19 protein-coding genes, 4 tRNA genes and 1 pseudogene are annotated in these 19,522 nt (G+C 38.6%); 7 read left to right on the forward strand and 17 right to left on the reverse strand.

All coding sequences use genetic code 11. The annotated features are described in order from the left end of the window. Positions 1 to 29: 29 nt before the first annotated feature. The 3 genes from nagA to tgt all read right to left on the reverse strand — a co-directional run bounded on the left by nagA (position 30) and on the right by tgt (position 4,393). Positions 30 to 1,181 carry an N-acetylglucosamine-6-phosphate deacetylase gene (gene nagA, locus HMPREF2701_RS04380; protein ID WP_070482235.1) on the reverse strand — a complete coding sequence of 384 codons (1,152 nt, stop codon included), beginning with the start codon at positions 1,179 to 1,181 and terminating at the stop codon, positions 30 to 32. 151 nt (positions 1,182 to 1,332) lie between these two features. Next, positions 1,333 to 3,150, reverse strand: coding sequence for an acyltransferase family protein (locus HMPREF2701_RS04385; RefSeq protein WP_070482237.1), 1,818 nt, complete (start codon positions 3,148 to 3,150; stop codon positions 1,333 to 1,335). Positions 3,151 to 3,250: 100 nt separating this feature from the next. Beyond that, on the reverse strand, positions 3,251 to 4,393 hold the full coding sequence (gene tgt / locus HMPREF2701_RS04390; RefSeq protein WP_001285237.1) for a tRNA guanosine(34) transglycosylase Tgt: 1,143 nt from the start codon (positions 4,391 to 4,393) through the stop codon (positions 3,251 to 3,253). A 116-nt stretch (positions 4,394 to 4,509) separates the two neighbouring features. On the opposite strand from tgt, the gene HMPREF2701_RS04395 reads away from it, so the two are divergent. Further along, entirely contained in the window at positions 4,510 to 5,367 is an 858-nt protein-coding gene (locus tag HMPREF2701_RS04395; RefSeq protein WP_070482240.1) for a DUF975 family protein, read from the forward strand. A gap of 25 nt (positions 5,368 to 5,392) precedes the next feature. Here HMPREF2701_RS04395 and pcp read toward each other — a convergent pair whose 3' ends face one another. From pcp to HMPREF2701_RS11320, 9 genes and pseudogenes are all read right to left on the reverse strand, one after another. Beyond that, complete coding sequence (gene pcp, locus HMPREF2701_RS04400) at positions 5,393 to 6,037, reverse strand: pyroglutamyl-peptidase I (protein WP_045610982.1); 645 nt, start codon at positions 6,035 to 6,037, stop codon at positions 5,393 to 5,395. A gap of 112 nt (positions 6,038 to 6,149) precedes the next feature. After that, a complete protein-coding gene (locus HMPREF2701_RS04405) occupies positions 6,150 to 6,512 on the reverse strand; it encodes a DUF1304 domain-containing protein (RefSeq protein WP_020903678.1) in 363 nt (120 codons plus the stop codon). A 10-nt stretch (positions 6,513 to 6,522) separates the two neighbouring features. Beyond that, positions 6,523 to 6,948 (reverse strand): annotated as a pseudogene (locus HMPREF2701_RS04410) (MarR family winged helix-turn-helix transcriptional regulator). Positions 6,949 to 7,263: 315 nt separating this feature from the next. Further along, positions 7,264 to 8,466, reverse strand: a complete 1,203-nt coding sequence (locus HMPREF2701_RS04415; protein ID WP_070482243.1) for a LysM peptidoglycan-binding domain-containing protein — start codon at positions 8,464 to 8,466, stop codon at positions 7,264 to 7,266. Between the two features lie 159 nt (positions 8,467 to 8,625). Continuing rightward, the gene (locus HMPREF2701_RS04420) at positions 8,626 to 9,252 is read right to left on the reverse strand and encodes an HAD family hydrolase (RefSeq protein WP_020903674.1); all 627 of its coding nucleotides are present in this window, start codon (positions 9,250 to 9,252) and stop codon (positions 8,626 to 8,628) included. A 3-nt stretch (positions 9,253 to 9,255) separates the two neighbouring features. Continuing rightward, positions 9,256 to 10,536: an MATE family efflux transporter gene (locus HMPREF2701_RS04425; protein WP_020903673.1), complete on the reverse strand. Its 1,281-nt coding sequence runs from the start codon at positions 10,534 to 10,536 to the stop codon at positions 9,256 to 9,258. Positions 10,537 to 10,596: 60 nt separating this feature from the next. Continuing rightward, positions 10,597 to 12,081 (reverse strand): threonine synthase, encoded by a 1,485-nt coding sequence (gene thrC, locus HMPREF2701_RS04430; protein ID WP_070482246.1) that lies wholly within the window; start codon positions 12,079 to 12,081, stop codon positions 10,597 to 10,599. A 75-nt stretch (positions 12,082 to 12,156) separates the two neighbouring features. Further along, on the reverse strand, positions 12,157 to 13,434 hold the full coding sequence (locus tag HMPREF2701_RS04435) for a glutamate-cysteine ligase family protein (protein ID WP_070482248.1): 1,278 nt from the start codon (positions 13,432 to 13,434) through the stop codon (positions 12,157 to 12,159). 314 nt (positions 13,435 to 13,748) lie between these two features. Beyond that, positions 13,749 to 14,147: an FmdB family zinc ribbon protein gene (locus HMPREF2701_RS11320; RefSeq protein ID WP_009732039.1), complete on the reverse strand. Its 399-nt coding sequence runs from the start codon at positions 14,145 to 14,147 to the stop codon at positions 13,749 to 13,751. Positions 14,148 to 14,319: 172 nt separating this feature from the next. Here HMPREF2701_RS11320 and HMPREF2701_RS04445 point away from each other — a divergent pair, with 172 nt between their 5' ends. Further along, positions 14,320 to 14,646 (forward strand): DMT family transporter, encoded by a 327-nt coding sequence (locus tag HMPREF2701_RS04445; protein WP_009732038.1) that lies wholly within the window; start codon positions 14,320 to 14,322, stop codon positions 14,644 to 14,646. 163 nt (positions 14,647 to 14,809) lie between these two features. On the opposite strand, the gene HMPREF2701_RS04450 is transcribed toward HMPREF2701_RS04445, so the two are convergent. After that, positions 14,810 to 15,256 (reverse strand): helix-turn-helix transcriptional regulator, encoded by a 447-nt coding sequence (locus tag HMPREF2701_RS04450; protein WP_000287814.1) that lies wholly within the window; start codon positions 15,254 to 15,256, stop codon positions 14,810 to 14,812. Positions 15,257 to 15,577: 321 nt separating this feature from the next. Between HMPREF2701_RS04450 and HMPREF2701_RS04455 the strand changes: the two genes are divergently transcribed. The 5 genes from HMPREF2701_RS04455 to HMPREF2701_RS04475 are packed head-to-tail and all read left to right on the forward strand — an operon-like array spanning position 15,578 to position 19,068. Next, positions 15,578 to 16,051, forward strand: coding sequence for a hypothetical protein (locus HMPREF2701_RS04455; protein ID WP_037599776.1), 474 nt, complete (start codon positions 15,578 to 15,580; stop codon positions 16,049 to 16,051). A gap of 40 nt (positions 16,052 to 16,091) precedes the next feature. Next, on the forward strand, positions 16,092 to 17,288 hold the full coding sequence (locus tag HMPREF2701_RS04460; RefSeq protein ID WP_070482250.1) for a replication initiation factor domain-containing protein: 1,197 nt from the start codon (positions 16,092 to 16,094) through the stop codon (positions 17,286 to 17,288). A gap of 2 nt (positions 17,289 to 17,290) precedes the next feature. Beyond that, entirely contained in the window at positions 17,291 to 17,677 is a 387-nt protein-coding gene (locus tag HMPREF2701_RS04465; RefSeq protein ID WP_001096843.1) for a hypothetical protein, read from the forward strand. Positions 17,678 to 17,736: 59 nt separating this feature from the next. After that, the gene (locus tag HMPREF2701_RS04470; RefSeq protein WP_070482251.1) at positions 17,737 to 17,931 is read left to right on the forward strand and encodes a DUF3173 domain-containing protein; all 195 of its coding nucleotides are present in this window, start codon (positions 17,737 to 17,739) and stop codon (positions 17,929 to 17,931) included. A 3-nt stretch (positions 17,932 to 17,934) separates the two neighbouring features. Then, complete coding sequence (locus tag HMPREF2701_RS04475) at positions 17,935 to 19,068, forward strand: tyrosine-type recombinase/integrase (protein WP_070482252.1); 1,134 nt, start codon at positions 17,935 to 17,937, stop codon at positions 19,066 to 19,068. Between the two features lie 74 nt (positions 19,069 to 19,142). Here HMPREF2701_RS04475 and HMPREF2701_RS04480 read toward each other — a convergent pair. The 4 genes from HMPREF2701_RS04480 to HMPREF2701_RS04495 all read right to left on the reverse strand — a co-directional run bounded on the left by HMPREF2701_RS04480 (position 19,143) and on the right by HMPREF2701_RS04495 (position 19,478). Further along, a tRNA-Leu gene (locus HMPREF2701_RS04480) sits at positions 19,143 to 19,226 on the reverse strand. Positions 19,227 to 19,235: 9 nt separating this feature from the next. Next, a tRNA-Gln gene (locus HMPREF2701_RS04485) sits at positions 19,236 to 19,307 on the reverse strand. A 13-nt stretch (positions 19,308 to 19,320) separates the two neighbouring features. After that, positions 19,321 to 19,393, reverse strand: a tRNA-His gene (locus HMPREF2701_RS04490). Positions 19,394 to 19,407: 14 nt separating this feature from the next. After that, positions 19,408 to 19,478, reverse strand: a tRNA-Trp gene (locus HMPREF2701_RS04495). Positions 19,479 to 19,522 lie beyond the last annotated feature (44 nt).

Genomic DNA, 19,522 nt, shown 5'->3' on the forward strand with positions numbered 1-19,522 from the left:
AAATCAGTCTTTAACTTCTGCTTTCTATCTTATGCTTGATAACGTTTCACGCCATCTAGGTAGGTTGCTACCAATTCTAAATCTTTATCTAGTACGATAAAGTCCGCGTCATAGCCTTCACGGATTTGACCACAGACATCGTCAATATGAACGGATTTAGCTGGGTTGAAGCTTGCCATCATAACTGCTTCGTGTGGAGAGGCAATGTTCCAGTCAACCACATTCTTCAAACCGTCTTTGAGTTTGAGAATAGAACCCGCCAAGTTACCTGTAGATTTGAGACGAGCAGTTCCATTGGCAACGACAACTGGGAATTCTCCCAACATGTAGTCGCCGTCTTCCAATCCACCCGCTGTCATACAGTCTGTGATAAGAGCGATGTTTTCTGTTCCTTTTTGTTTGATAAGAATTTCGCAGGCTTTTGGATCTACGTGATGGCCGTCACAGATCAACTCTGCATAGGTATGTGGCAATTGGTACATGGCTCCAACCATACCCAGTTCGCGGTGAGTCAAGCCACGCATGCCATTGTAGGCGTGTACCCAAACACTCGCTCCAGCATCGACTGCTTTTTTAGCTTCATCAAAAGTCGCGTTTGAGTGCCCAAGAGCAACCGTCACACCTTCTCCAGTGATAGTCCGTACAAAGTCTTCTACACCTTCACGCTCTGGCGCAAGGGCAATTTTATTTAGCAAGCCATTTGCTGCTTTTTGCCAAGTACGGAACTCATCCATACGAGGATCTTTCATGTAAGCAGGGTTTTGTGCCCCCTTAAAAGTTTCTGTGAAATATGGACCTTCATAATAAATCCCACGAATCTTAGCACCTGTTGCTTCTTTATAATGGTTTCCAAGATTTTCAGTGACTGCAAGCAATTGCTCATAAGTGGCTGTTAAAGTTGTGGGCAAGAAACTGGTAACACCGGTACTAAGAAGTCCTTCACTCATAGTATGCAATGTACCTTCAATGTTGTTGTCCATCACATCTACACCTGCATATCCATGAATATGAGTATCCACAAGACCTGGTGCAATGCTATAACCAGTATAGTCAAGAACCTCTGCTCCTTCAGGAATTTGATCCACATGTTTCCCAAATTTGCCATCAACAAGTTCTAAGTACCCACCGCGACGAATGCCAAATGGATAGAAAAACTGATCCGCTTTAACGTAATTAGGCATAATAATGACCTCCTTAAAAGATTACTTTTGATATTTATTATGTCAATTACATTATAAACCTTTCTGATTCATTTGTAAATGGTATAGACCTATTTTCTAGAGATATTTTAAAAGAGCTGGATTTCTCCAACTCTTTTCTCCTCATTATACATTATTTTGATTTGACTGGCTTGTCTTGAGCTGTTTGCAAGGCTGTAGCAATGGTATCTGCATACAATTTAGCTCCTGCTTCAATCTTACTATTGTCACTTCCAAAATGGACTTGGTCTGTCCCAGTCCAAATTTCTGGATGTTCCTTAGCAGCTTGATTCCAATCTGCTATCGTGATGTAAGGAGTCTTCTCTGCCAATTCTCTCATATAGGCAGCAGCCTTCTCAACGATAGCATAGGTCTCTTTTGTCTTATCTCCCTCATAAGGAGTCACCAGAACCATATGGTGCCCCTTAGGAAGATTTTTCACGATACTATCCCAGTCTTCCTTGTAATTTTCAGGATTATTTACCCCAGTCGCAATGACAACCATCTTAGGTAGAAATTTATTCTGGCTATTGTTTAGCATGATTTCATTGGCAGTCTTGGTTGTTCTGCTGACTTGTGCATTTATCTGTGCCCCAGGAAGAGCTGTCTGCAAAGCTGTATTGGCCCTTAGAGCCACTGAGTCACCAATTAACATCGTTCCATCAGCAATTCCCAGACTGTTTGCATCTGCCCGTTCTGCCATCAACTTGGTCTGGCCAATATTTGTCGCGGCTTGCTTCAAGCCATTGACAGTTAAATCTGTCTCAAATGCCCCAACTTGTGGTGCCAACAAGGTCACTGTGCAGACAATGATAGTCAAGATTCCTGTACTTGCTGCAAGGATTGTATGAATATAAGGTAGGGGACGAAGGGTTTGTATAATAGGTGTGTTCTTTCCTGCAATCCAAGGTTCCAACACATAAAATGATAGACTGGCAAATACATAAGAAAAAATCAAAGTCAGTAAGACAGCAAAAAGATTTGATGTCAACTGCGAGAAAATGATATAGAAAGGCCAATGGAAGAGATAAACCGCATAACTAGTATCTGCTAAAAAGCTAATAATCTTTGGTTCCTGCACGTTGGGAGTCTTTTCATGTAAGACACGCGCTGCCAGAATCATGGCAAGGGCTGCAAGACTGGCAAGTAAAAAGCCGATAAGATAGGCAAAAAGATAGGTGAATTTGACAAAGAAGGTCAAAATGAGTAAGAAGCCAAAACCTCCTCCAAAAACTAAAAAGGTCTTGCGTAAATCCCAGATTTTATCCAACTGCTTGACGAGGGAAGTCGTCTGACGAACGCCTACAATCGTTGCTAGGATACTTCCCAAAAAGAATGGATAGACATGAGTTAAACTGGAGAAGTAAACAGAGGAATAAGAGGTTACTAGAAAACTACCAATAAACATGGAGAAGAAGCTAATCAAGAAGGCAGCAGCAGATAAGAGAAAGACCATTCCTCTCAACTGACCATTTGATCTGGACTGTTTAGATAAGAACCAAACTGCCAATCCCCAGAGGATATAGTAGTGAACCTCAACAGCCAAGCTCCAATTATGAACAAACAAATGTGGAATGAACTGAGATTCATAGCTCCCACCTGTTAGGAGTTCATAGAAGTTGGTCATAAAGCCTAAGACTCCCGCAATCTGACCACCAATTCCAGCAACATAATCTTGCCGAACTAGAAAGGTAAAGGGCATGGTCACCAAGACCATCAAAACCACAGGTGGCACAATCCGATAAAAACGTCTCCTAAAAAATCCTATCAAATCAATTTCATGATTTTTAGAAAATTCTTCGATAAGTAGAGCTGTAATCAGGAAACCTGAAAATGTAAAAAAGACATCTACCCCGAAAAATCCTCCAGGAAAGATGGTCTGAAAGAAATGATACAAGAGTACCAAAAGTAAACCTGTAATCCTAATCAAGGAAAACCATTTAATACGCATACGAGTTTATTCTCCCTTTCATTATACACTTTATTCTATCAAAAAAAGAAGAAAAATCCCAAGAGAAAACTTAGGATTTTTAGCTTATATCAATTCCAGTTTAAAAATTACGGCCTGACTTATTATAGCCATATTTTTCAACAAAATACTCACGAAATTCCAAGAGATTATCGTCCATAATGGCTTGTCGCACTTGCTTCATCAGGTTGAGCAAGAAGTAAAGATTATGGTAGCTAGTCAAGCGGATACCAAAGGTTTCATCGGCCTTGAGCAGGTGACGAAGGTAGGCGCGTGTATAGTTCTTACATGTGTAGCAATCACACTCAGGATCCAGTGGCGTAAAGTCCTCAGCAAACTGGGCATTTTTGACAACCAAACGACCTTGACTGGTCATACAAGTTCCGTTACGAGCGATACGAGTCGGCAAGACACAGTCAAACATATCCACCCCACGAATCACCCCATCAATCAAGCTATCTGGCGCTCCCACACCCATCAGATAGCGAGGTTTGTTTTCAGGCAACAATTGGGTTGTAAAGTCCAAGACCGCATTCATCTCTTCGTGGGTTTCTCCCACTGCTAATCCACCGATAGAATAACCTGGGAAATCCATGCTGACAAGGTCATGAGCCGATTGGCGACGCAAGTCTTCAAATCCTGCCCCCTGCACAATCCCAAACAAACCTTGGTCATGTGGACGACGGTGAGCCTTCAAACCACGCTCAGCCCAACGACTGGTACGCTCGATTGATTTCTTAACGTAGTCGTATGGTTGATAAAACTGAGGACATTCATCAAAAGACATCATGATGTCTGAGCCCAGATTATTCTGAATAGAAATAGCTTTTTCTGGGGACAAGAACATCTTAGAACCATTGAGATGATTTTTAAAGGTTACTCCTTCTTCTGTGATATTACGGCTATCTGCTAAGGAATAAACCTGGAAACCACCACTATCTGTCAAGATAGGCTGGTCCCAATTCATGAACTTGTGGAGACCACCAGCGCGTGCAATGAGTTCATCTCCAGGACGAAGCCAGAGATGATAGGTGTTTGACAGGATAATTCCCGAACCCATCTCCTTCAATTCTTCAGGCGACTGAGTTTTGACAGTGGCTTGTGTCCCAACCGGCATAAACATAGGTGTCGGGAAGGTGCCATGGGGAGTGATGATTTCACCCAGACGAGCTCCCGTGTGTTTTTCTTTCTTAATCAAACGATATTTGATTGGTGAATCTGACATTTTTTACCTCCGAAGCTGGGAAAAACAGTCCCAGTTCATACTTTGTGCCCAAGGGCATACTGTATGATTTTATCAAAAAAAGCTGGAACTGTCACGAACTATGGTATAATGAGAGAATGAAATACCCAAAAATTGATTTAAAAACTATTCGTCCGCAGTCCAGACAATTTCAGGCTGAAAATCCCCGCCTCTTTCTCGTCTATCTCTTACCTAGTATACTGGTCATCTTGTCTGGCTTCCTCAATCCCTTAGAGCGCATCAACGAGAGTGTTTTAGAACAACCCTTTTTAAGCGTGTTTGGCCATGTATTCCAAGCCTACCTTTTTCCTCTATTAGTCTCCTTTATCGGAACAATACTTCTAACCAGTTCCGTCTATACAACGCTGAAACTCATCAAGAATCCCGATACAGGACTATCCATCAAAAATAGTCTCACTCTCTTTAATGAAGAGCACTTTTCACAAACCTTTTTGACTCTCCTTCTCAAACGTTTCTATCTCTTCTTATGGAGCATTCCTAGTTTGCTTGGAATTTACTTCCTTTTTTACAGTAGCTTTCTTGCAAAGAAATTCATTGCCCTTCATCCTGAGTTTCCTAATCTGGATCTCACGTCAATTGAAACTGAGCGTTTCCTCATGACCTTTGGTCTTTACTTTCTAGCAAGTATCCTCTTGATGATTGTCGGAAATAGTCTCTATATCCCACAATACTATGCCTATTCGCAGGTAGAATTTCTCCTCTGTGATACCCTAGACTTAGGACAAGCTAAACCAGGACAAATCCTAAAAACCAGCCGTTTCCTGATGAAAGGCTACAAATTTCAGCGCTTTATTCTAGACCTACAACTCCTTCCTTGGTACTTCCTCAATTGGATTACTTTTGGAATTGCTAGTTTCTCACTCCTACCCTACATTCAAATCAATAAAATAATTTTCTACCGGGCAGTACTGGCTCGAAAACGTCCAAAAGCTTGAAGGTTTCCCCTCAAGCTTTTTTCTATCAATGAGTTTCTCCGCCTACCAACTTGAGATCCTGATCTCCATGTTCTATAATAGCCCCGATTGCCGCTTCTATCCCTCGCCTAATATCCACTAAACTCATAGCTGGAGTAGTCGGTCGATTCACCACCTGTTCCATCATATAAGGAATATGCATAAAACCTGCCTTAACATGTGGAAATTTTTTTTCTACCAAATAGAGGGCCTGATACATCAAATGATTGCAGACAAAAGTACCTGCCGTATTGGAAACAGAGGCCGGCAATCCCTCTTTTTTTATAGCTTGAACCATCGCTTTAATCGGCAAACTACTAAAGTAGGCCGGAGCACCATCTGGGCGAATGGGAAGGTCAATCGGTTGATTACCTTCGTTATCCGGGATGCGTGCATCGTCTTGATTAATGGCCACTCGTTCAGGCGTCAAACTAGATCTTCCACCTGCTTGGCCAATACAAAGGACAAAGTCAGGTTGATAACGGTTTATCTCTTCTTCCAATACTTGGGCCGATTTGTGAAAGACTGTCGGCACTTCTAGCCAACGGACCTCAGCGCCATGGATTTCAGCTGGTAAACCTTTAACGGCCTCCAAGGCTGGATTTACCTTCTCCCCTCCAAAGGGCTCAAAACCTGTCACTAATACTTTCATTTCTAACTCCTCAAAACCAATTTAATGAAACTATTTTCTTAAAAACAAGTATAACATATTTCCCTTATTCTGGATTGAAAAGGATTAGCGAGATTAGAATCGACCTTCAAATTTATTTAAAAAGGAAAATGCTAATCAAGGCTAAAATAGCTGGTCCACCTTGCTTCAAAATAATTTTCTTATCTGCTGTAAGAGAGCCATAAGCCGCAGCCCCAATCACAAATAAGACAAAAATAGTCACAATTTCTAAATTCTGTGAGAAATAAATCCCATACAAGAGAAAGACTCCTAGTAGAGCATTATAAATCCCTTGATTTTTAAACAATGACCTTACAGACGGACGAGCCAGTTCTTCCTTTTCCATGTTAAAGACACGACTGGTTGCATCTGATTGCGTTGCAATACTTTCCAAATAAAAAATGTAAAAATGCTCCAAAGCAACAATCGTTGCTAAAATGATTGTAATAATTGACATCTATTTCTCCTTAAATTTCTATATTCTCAATCCACAAAACCAATTTATTTAATAAACGGTTGAGTTCTGTTTTTTCAGATTCTGTTAAGATACTTTCCATCTCTTCCTTAACCTTGATATGCTTCAGAGGGGGATTCACCACTAACTGCTCCTTGGCATACTTCGTAGCCTCTACCAACACTTCCCGCTGATTTTCAGGATTACGATGACGCTCCACCAAACCTTCCTTTTCCAGAATTTTGAAATGTCGGGTCAAAGCAGCCTAATCAATCTTCAAACGCTCCTGAACCGCTATTTGATTACAAGGGGAATGCTTCAGCAAAAACAGTAAAATCTGATACCGTGTCAAACTAATCCCAAGTCTTTTTTCAAACAATTGCGTACTCGCTTGCTCAGACAAGCGGAGTTGATAAAGCAGATCTTGAATCTCTATCATTTCTTTCTCCTATCTTGATTTATCAATAGTTGACTAATCAATTGTGTTATAAAGTAAAATTGATTGCAAGAATGTTGCTTCAATCATTACAAAATGGTAACTTCCATTTTCCATTCATATTGATACTCAATGAAAATCAAAGAGCAAACTAGGAAGCTAGCCGCAGGCTGCTCAAAACAAAGCTTTGAGGTTGCAGATAAAACTGACGTGGTTTGAAGAGACTTTCGAAGAGTATGACAAAGAAAAACGAACGAGACTTACTTCCAATCATGAAAGCTAGATCTCATTCGTCAAAATGATATTACCAAGTCTGGTTTATCCATTCATTGAAACGTGAACGTGATCATAGTGATTTTCTGTCACGCTACCACGGTCTGGCATTGGGTTCCAAGTATTAGCTGGCCCATATTTGCTATCGAATGGAGCATAGAAACGTTGTTTCCAAATAATGTAACTAATTCCACGGCTGGCCATGTTTTGAATAGCGTATTCCGCAATCTTATCCCCTAATTCTGAGCTTTCTGGTACCATAAAGTCGATAGCCAAACCTTTTCCGTGATCTCCACTGTCTCCTGGACGGTAACCACTAAAGGATGTGATGCCAAACAAGTTAGCAATTTCTTCTTTAAAGGCCGCTGTTTGTGGTTGAAGGCCTGCATTTTCAGATTTCGCTACCGCAAGTCCAGCATAATCGGGCGCTGCTGGAGCTGCGTAAGTTGTTGAAACTGTTTTCTTCTCTTCTGGTTGATAAGTAGAAACTGCTGTTGTAGCTTCATTTGATGAGGCTTCTTTTAATTCTTCTGAACTTTTTGCAGTTGTTTCGATTGCTGTTTCTTCTGTTGGAGTTGTAGTTTCTTCCACTGTTGAAACATCTTGTGGGCTTGCTTGAGTTTCATTTTTCTCAGCTGAAGTCGTTGCCTGAGGAGCTGCTTCTGCAACTGCACTACTTGTTTCGGCTGTTTGCTCCTCTGACGTTGAAGTATTTGTAGATGGTGATACTTCTTCTGCAGTAGCAACTGTCTCTGCAACTTCTGAATTTGTTGCTACTTCTTTTGTACTTGTAGTTTCTACCGCTTTTGGCGCTTCTGCAATCGGTTGAGAAAGGTCTGCAACCTGAACAGTTTGATCATCTACGGTCACTTGATTGGTTGTCAAATCTGCTGTCGCAGTTGTCACCTCTTCACTAGAAGCCGCTTGAGGTGTTTGGATTTCAACTTCTGTTACTTCTTCTGCTTCATTGACGGTCGTTGTCAAAACAGTTTCTGGGAAAATCAAGTCCATATTAGTGATTTTATTCAAATTCGCAAGAACTGTGACATCTACACCCAAGGCTTCTGCAATGGTGCTCAAGGTATCACCATACTGAACGGTATAACTTGTTTTGTTGTCCGTTTTAGTCAAATCGTTTTGGATTTGCTCAACACTACGTGCAGTCCAAAGAACTTCTTCTGCTTGAGTTGCCAATACTGGGGCAAATGACAAGGCTACTGTTGAAGCTAATAATATTCTTTTCTTCATTCTTTCCTATTCCTTTCAAATGAGTACCTGTCTATCATAACACAAAAAATGCAGAAAAAAAGCCCTCTCGGGCCTATTTAACAGAACTGTCTATTCCTTGTAACAAACTTGGTTACTTGAAATAGTTTGTTAGGTCTCTGTCACAAAACTGACACAATCTTATCGTTCCCAATCCCCAAAAATATAAGGAATATCTGCTAACCCTTGAATCCTATGATTTCCTTCATAAGTCGACTCTAAAAAGTTGATACTTTGAATCCCACTATTCTGGGCAAATTCCACATCCAGAGTCCGATCCCCTATATAATAGGTCTTCTCAGAATCCAACTGATACTTGCCTAACAGATAGTTAGCCGCTTCTGGACTTGGCTTCCGCACAAAACCACTCTGACTGGTTAAAATCTCTGTAAAATAAGATTCCAAACCCAAGTCTCTGAGAATGGTACGAGCATTGTCTCCCTTATGAGTGTAAACAAACTGCTGAATTCCTGATTCCTCTGCCCAAGCTAGCACATCACGCGCACCTGGCATCAAAACTACCTGAGCATTCTTCTCAGCCAAACTCTGGGCACGCACCTGATTTAGCATTTCCACATCCAGCTTTCTCTCTTCTGCCACCTGCACAAGTAAATCCTGCACAGAAAACTTGAGAATAAACTCCCTCACCTGCTCCTTATCATAAGGAATAGAAAACTGAGCAAAAGTTTCCTCAATTCCTGATAAAATCGCTTCGTAAGAATCCAATAAAGTCCCATCTAAATCCCAAATAAAAGCTGTTTTTTGCATTTCCTATCCTTTCAAGCTCATATAACGCTGGTAACGGTAACGTAGAAATAACCAACGAAAACCATTATCCAAAAGGGTTCCGGCCCAAATACCGGGCAAGCCCCAACCAAGCACAATCCCCATCAGATATCCTGTTCCAATGCGGATACACCACATTCCTATACTTGTCGCATAAAAGGGAAGCCGAGCATTGCCCAAACCCTGCCAGACTGCTGTATAGATGACTGTTCCTATCGTCATAGGAGTACCAAGTAGTGAAAAAAGTGTCACTAGCACACTAGCCTCCACCGCTAGAGAATCAGTCGTATAGAGATGAGTTAGTGGTATACCCAAGGCATAGACACTAAGCGTCAAGGGCAACATGAGAAGCAGAGAAAGCCAAAAGGTTTGCTTGCTCAAATTAGCTACTCTTTCCCAATTATCCTCTCCAACTGCTCGAGCTACCAGCATGACCGTTGCAGTAGCGACGCCAAAGGCAGGCATATAGTTAAACTGGGTCAAGACTTCTCCGACTGCATTTCCAGCCACCGCCTCCGTTCCAAAAGAAACAACCAAGGCAATGATCACGACATCTCCAGCCCTCATCATGAGCCTCTCTCCAGCTGCTGGCAACGCTAAGGTCAATAGTTCCTTATCTAAACCAAAAGTCGGTTTCTCAAAAGGCAACTTTAATTGCGACCATAAAATCACAAGACCTACCAAACGAGACAGAATTGTCCCCCAAGCAACACCAGCTATCCCCATATCCAGAACAAAAATAGCTAGACTTGAAAAAAGAATATTCAAGGCATTGGATAAAAAACTAACATAGAGAGGCAGACGTGGATTATGCGTTGCACGAATCAAGGCTCCCAGACTAGTCATTAAACCTAAGAGAACAATCGATCCGCCTACCAAAGATAGGTAGAGTCCACCACTCTCAGCTACATCTCTCTCCGTCCCCAAAAGTCCTATCATCTCTTTCCCAGCGAAGATGGACAAAAATCCTAAAAGGAAACTTAATAGTAAGGTAATCTTCAATGCCTCAGTCACATGATAGGCTAGCATAGATTGATCCTTCTGCCCCAAATTTTTTGAAATAACACTGGAAATAGCAGCTCCCAGAGCGATGAAAATCGCCTGATAAATCGTGATAATATTGCCAGCGACTGAAACACCTGAAATAGCGATTAAGCCCAAGTGAGCGACCAAGTAACTATCCACCATCCCCATGAGCATCTGCAAAAAGTTTTCGCCCATAGCTGGCAAGGCAATATTAAGAATGTCTTTATTTTTCTTAAACAATCCTTCCTCCTGATGAAAAGAAACTCAGTTGGTTTCCCAACCGAGTTTACTCCCTCTGTCTTAAAGTCCTAGATAAGCCTCAACCGCTGCTTGCATATCAGCAGCTGCCACTGTTGTCTTGTGACGAACAGGAGCTGTTTCAAGCCCGTCAACTGCTGGTGGCACTGCAACTCCTGAAATATCATGTAATTGAGCCAAGGCTTCAAAGTCAGTCAAGCCTACTTTACCTGTTACAGCTTCTACTGCAACCACTGGGAACTTGTATGGACTCGCTGTTGAAGCAATCACTGTCTTAGTCACATCGCCAGTAGCCGCTTGGTATTTCTTATAAACTGCCGAGGCAACCGCCGTATGTGGATCCTCGATATAAGAATCTGCCTCATAAATACGCTTGATTTCTGCTGCCGTTTCTTCCTCAGTCGCATATTCAGCTGCAAAGAGGTCCAAAATCTCTGCATCAAAGTCTGTCAACTCATATTGTCCTTGCTTGTTCAAGGCATTCATGAGTTCAGCTGTTTTAACCGCATCATTACCTAAAAGATGGAAAATCAAACGCTCCAAGTTTGAAGATACCAAAATATCCATAGATGGACTAGTAGTCACTTTAAACTCACGTTTCTTGTCGTAAACACGTGTCTTGAAAAAGTCTGTCAAAACATTGTTGTCATTTGAAGCACAGATTAATTTGCCAACTGGTAGACCAATTTGCTTAGCATAAAAGGCAGCCAAGATATTTCCAAAATTTCCTGTTGGTACTGTGAAGTTGACCTTATCACCAGCCACAATCTCACCAGTCTTAACCAACTGAGCATAGGCATAAACATAATAAACAATCTGTGGCACCAAACGACCGATATTCATAGAGTTGGCAGATGAAAATTGCAGTTTATTGGTAGCCAACTTTTCACGAAGGGCTACATCGTTAAACATATGCTTCACATTTGTTTGAGCATCATCAAAGTTACCATCAATAGCGATAACATGAGTATTATCACCAGTCTGAGTAGTCATTTGCAACTCTTGAACCTTGCTGACACCATCCTTTGGATAAAAGACGATAATCTCAGTTCCAGGCACATCCGCAAACCCTGCCATAGCAGCTTTCCCAGTATCACCAGATGTCGCTGTTAAGATGACAATCTTGTTCTCCAAACCATGCTTCTTAGCAGCTGTTGTCATAAAGTATGGCAAAATAGACAAGGCCATATCCTTAAAAGCAATTGTTGAACCATGGAACAGTTCCAAATTGTATTGGCCGTCTAATTTCACCAAAGGCGCTATAGCTGGAATATCAAACTTGCTATCGTAGGCATTGTTGATACAGTAGTCCAACTCCTCAGCTGTAAAGTCATCTAAAAATGCTGACAAAACTAACTTAGCAACTTCCTGGTAAGAAGCATCTTTCAATTTGTCAAAGTCCAAATCTACCTTTGGATAAGTAAGCGGTGTAAACAAACCACCATCCGTCGCCAAACCTTGCAAAATAGCTTGGCTAGCAGTTACTGTATTGTTGGCATCACGCGTTGATTGATAAACTAATGTCATTACTCTCTATCCTTTATCTATAGTCTCATCCATTATATCATGATTTTTCAGAAAATTCTCCTTTTATAAGAGAAATTATAGGCCCAATTCTTCTTTCAAAGGCTGTAAATAGCTTGTTTCTTGCTTATTTCTCATCTCCAGTCCTTCCCAAGCTAGCAGGAGTATGTGTTTGGAAAATTCAATAATCGCAGTTTTTTCCTCAGCTATAAGATTTTTTTTAGAAAATTGCCGTCTTAAAAACTTGTAATCACGACCAAATTCTTTAAAGAAAGGTGCTGTTTCTAAGTAAGCTTCTAACTTATCTAAATGAACCAACAATCCTAAGTGAAAAGTTGCTGAAGCGAAGGTTCTATCTAGAGGTTGAGTACACACACTACGAAACTCAACTGTTCCGCGAGTCGTTAAGTCTTGGTACTGATAACTACGATGGGTTTCAAAATCCTTCTCTTGAGGATAAATAATAATCTCATCCCCATTAAGCGCATATGCTTGGATTTCAGGTGTAGTCAGGTACTCGCTTGCCTGAATCGGATAAAAATAATAGGTTTGTCCATCACGTTCCGCAGTAAAAATTGCAGAATGATCTAGATAATCAAAAAAATCATCCTCATCTTTAAAGAGCCTAGCATTGACACCAACATTCTCTGGATAGATACCATGCATCGATTCTTCCCAGAAAATATCTCTTGAGATTTTTGTATCCCAATCCGCACCTGTAAACTCAGAGTTTGCAAATAAATAAGCCTTAGCCCCTTCAATTTGGGTAAAAGCATTAATCACTCGTAAGTAGTTAGACTTTGAAACATCCAACTGAACCTGACTCCCACAAATAAACGCTCCGTATTCAGGGAATTGATGTAAGTCTGATTTAGTCACATTTCTACTCAAATTCAAATAGTCCATCAACATCTGATAGCGTGGGTAAGCCACTGGACAATTATCATTTTTATCCCAGTTGGGATGGATACCACAGCCAACAATAGCATGATTTGATTCAGCTAACTTCTTCTGGATTGCCTCCATATAAATATTAAAACGTTCTTCAACTTCTTGTATCGTTTCAGCCTTACCAAATGCAAACTCAATTGTAGTATAGGAAACTTCAAATAAAATAGTATCCTGACTTACTGGGTCCACTAACTGAATAGGAGTTCCAAAATCATCTACCTTTTCGACAGTAAAATCCAAAGCATAAACTAAATATCGGAATAAGTGTTTGATAACTTCAACATCTGTAGCATCCCCTTCCAAGTTTACAACAGGATATTCCAGCTCAATCCCAACAAACAATTCAGGGTTTTCTTTAATATTTTTCAAATACCGATGTTTTAATAAATCGATAGAACGAGACATACTTCCCTACACTTTCATAATCTAAATAAAATTTGAATAACTATTATTATAGCAAAAATAATATAAAAAAGGAACGAAGATTTACAACGTTCCTTAACTCTATACTATACCGGCGGCCGGGGTCGAACCGGCACGTCCTTGCGGACACTGGATTTTGAGTCTAATATTATTAGTTTTAAATCTCAGAAATATTGATTTTATAAGCTTTTTTTCCATAATATTTTTTAAAACTTAGTATCACTTCCAAAGTTTAGATACTTTTTAGTAACTATAAAATGCTAGAAAGTATACTCCTTATTAAAAAGAGTTTTGGACTAGTTTTGTGCAATTTTATTACCCATATCCGTAATAAGAGAGGCTAAATTAATTGCCTTTAATGATTGTAGAAATTGGTTGTGAATATCATTAGACACATAACCAGCTAGCAAAATATGCTCAGCCATGTCATATTGCTTAATCAAGAGAATCTTATCATGTTTTTCATTAAATAAAATCGCACTAATTGCTGTATTAAAGACTGGAAAACGAAAACTCGCACATTGTGAACAATAAGGAATATCTCCCTCATCTTTTAAAAATTTTTTCTCCAAAGGATGCCCACATTCGGGACAACAAGTCATTGTTTTGTCAAATATAGAAACCTCTTTTTTAAAGTTCTTAAAAGTAATTTTACCAGTAAAATCGAGACCACGCAAGACATTGAAATAAATCAAGACTTTTTTTAAAATTTATCTTATGATATAATAAACTTATCAGCTATTGGTTCTGAAAAAGTGTCTGCCACAGTTTTACTACAAATTCTCATGACTTGTGCCAAGATTTATAAAAAACGGATAGCTATAATAGCTCTTAGAGCAAAAACATGACATATAGGAGGTTAAAGACATGTCATACTTTTATCTTTTTATCGCCATTGTAGGAGAGATATTGGGAACTAACCTTTTGAAATTATCAGACGGTTTTACAAAGCCTATTCCAACCGTTTCTGCCCTACTTAGCTATGGCGTTTGTTTCTATTTCCTCTCACTAGCAATGCAAAAAATTCCTTTAGGAATAGCTTATGCAACATGGTCAGCTGTCGGTTTAGTTTTGACAGCCTCTATCGCAGTAATGATTTTCAAAGAAACACTAAATGTTTATAGCATTATCGGTTTAATTTTGATTATCATTGGTGTTGTCATGGTTAACTTATTAGGAAATGCAGGACATTAATAAAACCGGCTCTATACTATTTGTAGTGGGTAAATCCCCTATGGATATTATGGAGCCTATTTTGTTGTAGAAAAAAAGTTCCATAAGAACTATAATGAAAAGCTAGAATTCTGTCAATATTTTGGACACATTTTGGGAGGGAATTTTGAAGACTAGCGTCCTCCTAATTTTCCCAATAAGTTTTAACTTCTTCAAAAATCTTATTCAAAAGTTCTGCATCTTTTTCTGACAACTGATTTTTTTCTATAACTCTATCTTTTAGTTCTGTTGCCTTTATTTTATTTCTTGCCACCGAAACTGCTATTGAATGTTTCAAAATATCAAACTCATCCTTTGAAAAGTTTGCAATATTGGTAAGATCTAATTGTTCTAGAGGTAAACTACTGATAATTGAATAAGGTTTTTGTCCCAGCAAATAATCTGTAGTAGTCCCAAAGATATTTGCTAATTTCACAACGAATTCTAATCCTGGTTCTAACGTTCCATTCTCCCACCGAGAATATGTCCCTTGTTGAACTCCAATTAATTCCGATATTTGTACTTGAGTTAACTTTTTTGATTTTCTGAGAGTTTTTAACCTCTCTGAAAATTTATAATCCTCTGTATACATAATTCTCCTATAGATATTCTTATTCGTATATTTTAGCTTGACAAAATATTCTAAACGGTATAAAATAGAATTATTCCATAAGGAATATTTATTTTGAGATTAAATATTCCATTGAGAATATTATAGCATAAAAGGAGGTAAAAGCGTATGTAACTAGTAGTCGATTTAAAAAATTTTAATAAAGGAGGTAGGATTCGACAAAATAAAAAAAATCTTGAAACAAATGTGCCGTTCGTTCCAAGATCAAAACATATTATGTAACAATTATACCACAGAAAACTCTTCAGTTGCACAAGAAAATTTCGGAGGTTTCACAAAAAGATGACCAATAAAGAGTTAGTCAATCAAATTTCTGGCCTAAACTCTACCTCTACTCTTAAAAATTGGATTCAACTGATTAAAGAGATAAGTGGCAAGGAATTTAAAAAAATTAAAATTCCTATCAGTAGAAATCCAAGAACTCATCAATTAAGTTATACAGTTGCCTATGACTTTACAAACGAAGACCTTAGACAATTTCAAAAGTTAGCTAACCTAAAACTTGAAATAGGTCTAAAAGAGGCTATACAAGCCGTATTTGGGAGCCTAGCAGACAATGAGCACGAATCCCTAAACCAAGTAATAGATGAGCTCTACGATGAACTGAGCGCCTTAAAACAGGAATTTAAGCGAGAAATACGACTGATAAAAAATGAGAATGCCAGTCTAAAAAAGAAAATCCAAGATATTGAAGAGTCGATGCAAACCGGCTTACTAGGGTTTGTTCAGAAGAGGTCAAAAAATAGGTTCGGCTAATAGCGAGTTTTCGGCTGAGCCATGAGGCAGAAAGCCGAAAATGAGCGTAGATGCGGACGGACCATTTTTGACCGATAGGGTGTGTAGTAACACCACCCTCTGCAAGTTAGGTGTACCATCGAAAGAAATCAGTATTTCCAAGGGTTTCGGAGATTTTAAGGGTGGCAAAATTAGGCAAAAAGTTGAATCAAAATCTATGGCAAAAAATGAACATTTACGTTCTGTATTTGACTGGATTCAAATTCAGTTTGATAAGACTGAATTTTCGCCAAGAGAAATAATCGAAGACATTCTATTTCTTGACTATAACCTATTTATTGAGAATAAAGGGAGCCTGAAATACTATAACTATGATAGCCAGTTTCATTATGGGAATATCCGTATCTACTATGGAGCGAAAGAGTCGTCCTACATGCTTGTCATGTCAGGACAGGCACTCGAGTTCTTTAGAGATATGGTATTAGGTCCAAATAGTCTGTCCGAAAGACAGTTTCTGAACAATCTCTACTACAATTACAATCAATTTTCAGTAAGACGAATTGATATTGCAATAGATGATTTTAATGAAACATCCTACTTCACTCCTAATCAGCTTCTAAAGATTTGTCAGAAGAAACGCTTTATATATGGAAAAAGCACCTACTACAATACCTACGGAGATGAAACAATCGGCCAAACCTTATATTTGAGAAAACCCAATGATGATGAAAGACTTAGAATTTATGATAAACGCTTAGAACGAGCTGAGAAGCTCGGCATCAGCAAGCGGTATATAGAAAATTGGATAAGAACTGAGTTAGAACTTAGGAAAGAAAAAGCTCACTACTTCATTCAAGAATGGTTGCATTCAGAAATAGATCTTCTCAACTTTACCAAGGGATATCTCAAAGAAAAAGTGAGGTTCTATAGTGATAGCTATTTCTCAAAACCTTTGAGATCTTGGGAAAAGTTTTTAGGCCATTCAAAACCCGTCTCTATCATTATTTCAAAATCAAAAACAGAACTAGAACAAAAATTAGAATGGTTTACCTATAAAGGTTCAGGAGCTATTCTAAAAGCGTATAAATTTCTATACGACAATAACTTACTGCATGAGTATGAGAAAGCTAACTATCTCGCACTCAACAATATGGAATATCCACCAGATTTAGCAAGTGGATTAATAGAAAGGGCAATTCTCTTTAAAAGAGAAGATTTAATCCCTACAATCAAAGAAAATATCAAAAGGAGAAATTAAATATGGCAAAAATGCTCTCACAAAATGACTGGAATTTTAATAACATTGGAACAAAATTTGAATTGGATGAAGTCATTCCAAAATTTGAAACGGAAGTCCGAGCAGATGCAAACGGAGAAATTATCAAAAACCGAGATGGTAGTGAAAGACGTTTTAATACCGATAAAATCATTGGTTGGAAATACAATGTAACAATCAAGGATGGACAATTCAAAAAGAAATCAACCCAAGTCTCAGTAGACAATCCAGATGCCTTGGTTGATAATGACTATATCCAAGCAATGGATGAAGTACCAGTTACATTTGACAATTTACAAGCTACTATGATTAGCACGACAATGTATTACAAGGCGGATGCTATCCATTTAGTAGATGTAAAACAAAAATAAGTAAAAGACAAGGGGAGTTAATCCTCCCCTTAGTTAATCTAATTAGAAAAGGAGATCACATGATTAAAACTGTAACAAAAGATGACCTTATCGAACTTGGATTTGCTCCAGGAACTGCAAGAAAGATTATCCATACTGGCAAATTACTATTAGTGAATCGTGGTTTTAATATCTACGATAACAAACGGATTGGTACAATTCCAGCCAATGTCGCTGAAGAACTACTAGGAATTGAACTCCAGAAAGAAGCATAATGAATGACTATTCGTAAAACTAAAAGTGGTAAATGGACCGTTGATGTTTCTAATGGTTTCCACCCAGTCACACAAAAAAGAATACGTATCATTCGAAAAGGATTAAAATCTAAAAAGGAAGCACTAGAACTAGAACAACATATTCGAGTTGTAGAATTAAAAGAAAAACAATTTGACTTTGTAGTAACAACAGATATGTTATTCCAGTTGCTTGAAGAAGACGATTTGAAAAATGGCAGAAAAATAAGCTATACAAGTACACAAAGAAACAATTATGAGCGTCATATTAAACCATATTTTAAAAATACAAATTTAAATAAATTAACGTATGACCATATATTCGAATTTCGTGAATACCTAAAAACAAAACCTAAAAAACAAAATGAAAATGAAACTTTAAGTTATAATACAATTAATAAACTTCTAATTCTACTTAAAAAAATTTTTGACACTGGTATAAGAAAATCCCTTATTGATAAAAATCCTGTTGAGAATCTGAGAAAATTACCAATTAGGAAGCCTAATATCAAATTTTGGAGTATAGAAGAATTCACGAGATTTAGAGAACTTATTCAAGATGATGAAACAAGCTATGACCTGTTTTTCGTAATTGCTTTCTTTACTGGAATGAGAATGGGAGAAATCATCGCATTGAACTGGAATGATATAAATCTTTTAACAAATACAATATACGTTACCAAAACGGTATACTTTGTCAATAATACAAGCTACATTAATACAACAAAAACACGATCAGGAACTAGAAATATAACAATAAATCAGAAATTAGCAGAAATGCTAAAAGATTGGAAAGTAAAACAAAAAGAAAAACTTGAGGAATTTACGAAAAATACAGACGAACTACAAATAATACAGAGTACACCAATAACAATTACGAAAAATATGATTGATAAAAAGTTTAAGCAAATACTAGAAAGGGATAAAGATTTAAAGAAAATAAGAATTCATGATTTGAGACACTCTCACGCATCATTACTAATAAATCAAGGAGAGGATTACCTTGTTGTCAAAGAAAGATTAGGACACGCATCTATTACAACAACAATTGATACATATTCTCATTTGTACCCTAGCAAACAGAAAACATTGGCTAATAAACTTGACGATTTATTTTAAAATGGAAAAAATTGGTAACTCAACAAAAACAGAGAAAAAAAAGACAAGGTCCGAAAACCTTGTCTTTATTACTATACCGGCGGCCGGGGTCGAACCGGCACGTCCTTGCGGACACTGGATTTTGAGTCCAGCGCGTCTGCCAATTCCGCCACGCCGGCAAATAGTAACTGGGGTAGCTGGATTCGAACCAACGCATGAGGGAGTCAAAGTCCCTTGCCTTACCGCTTGGCTATACCCCAATAATATAAAATAGGCGAGTGATGGGGATCGAACCCACGCATGCCAGAGCCACAATCTGGTGTGTTAACCACTTCACCACACCCGCCATAATTCTATTAACACGGGCAGTAGGAATTGAACCCACACTGAAGGTTTTGGAGACCTTAGTTCTACCTTTAAACTATGCCCGTAAAATGGAAGGGGAGGGATTCGAACCCCCGAACCCGAAGGAGCG

Origin of the sequence: Streptococcus sp. HMSC077D04, from assembly GCF_001808785.1 — a bacterium.
GTDB classification, from domain to species: Bacteria; Bacillota; Bacilli; order Lactobacillales; family Streptococcaceae; genus Streptococcus; species Streptococcus mitis_BX.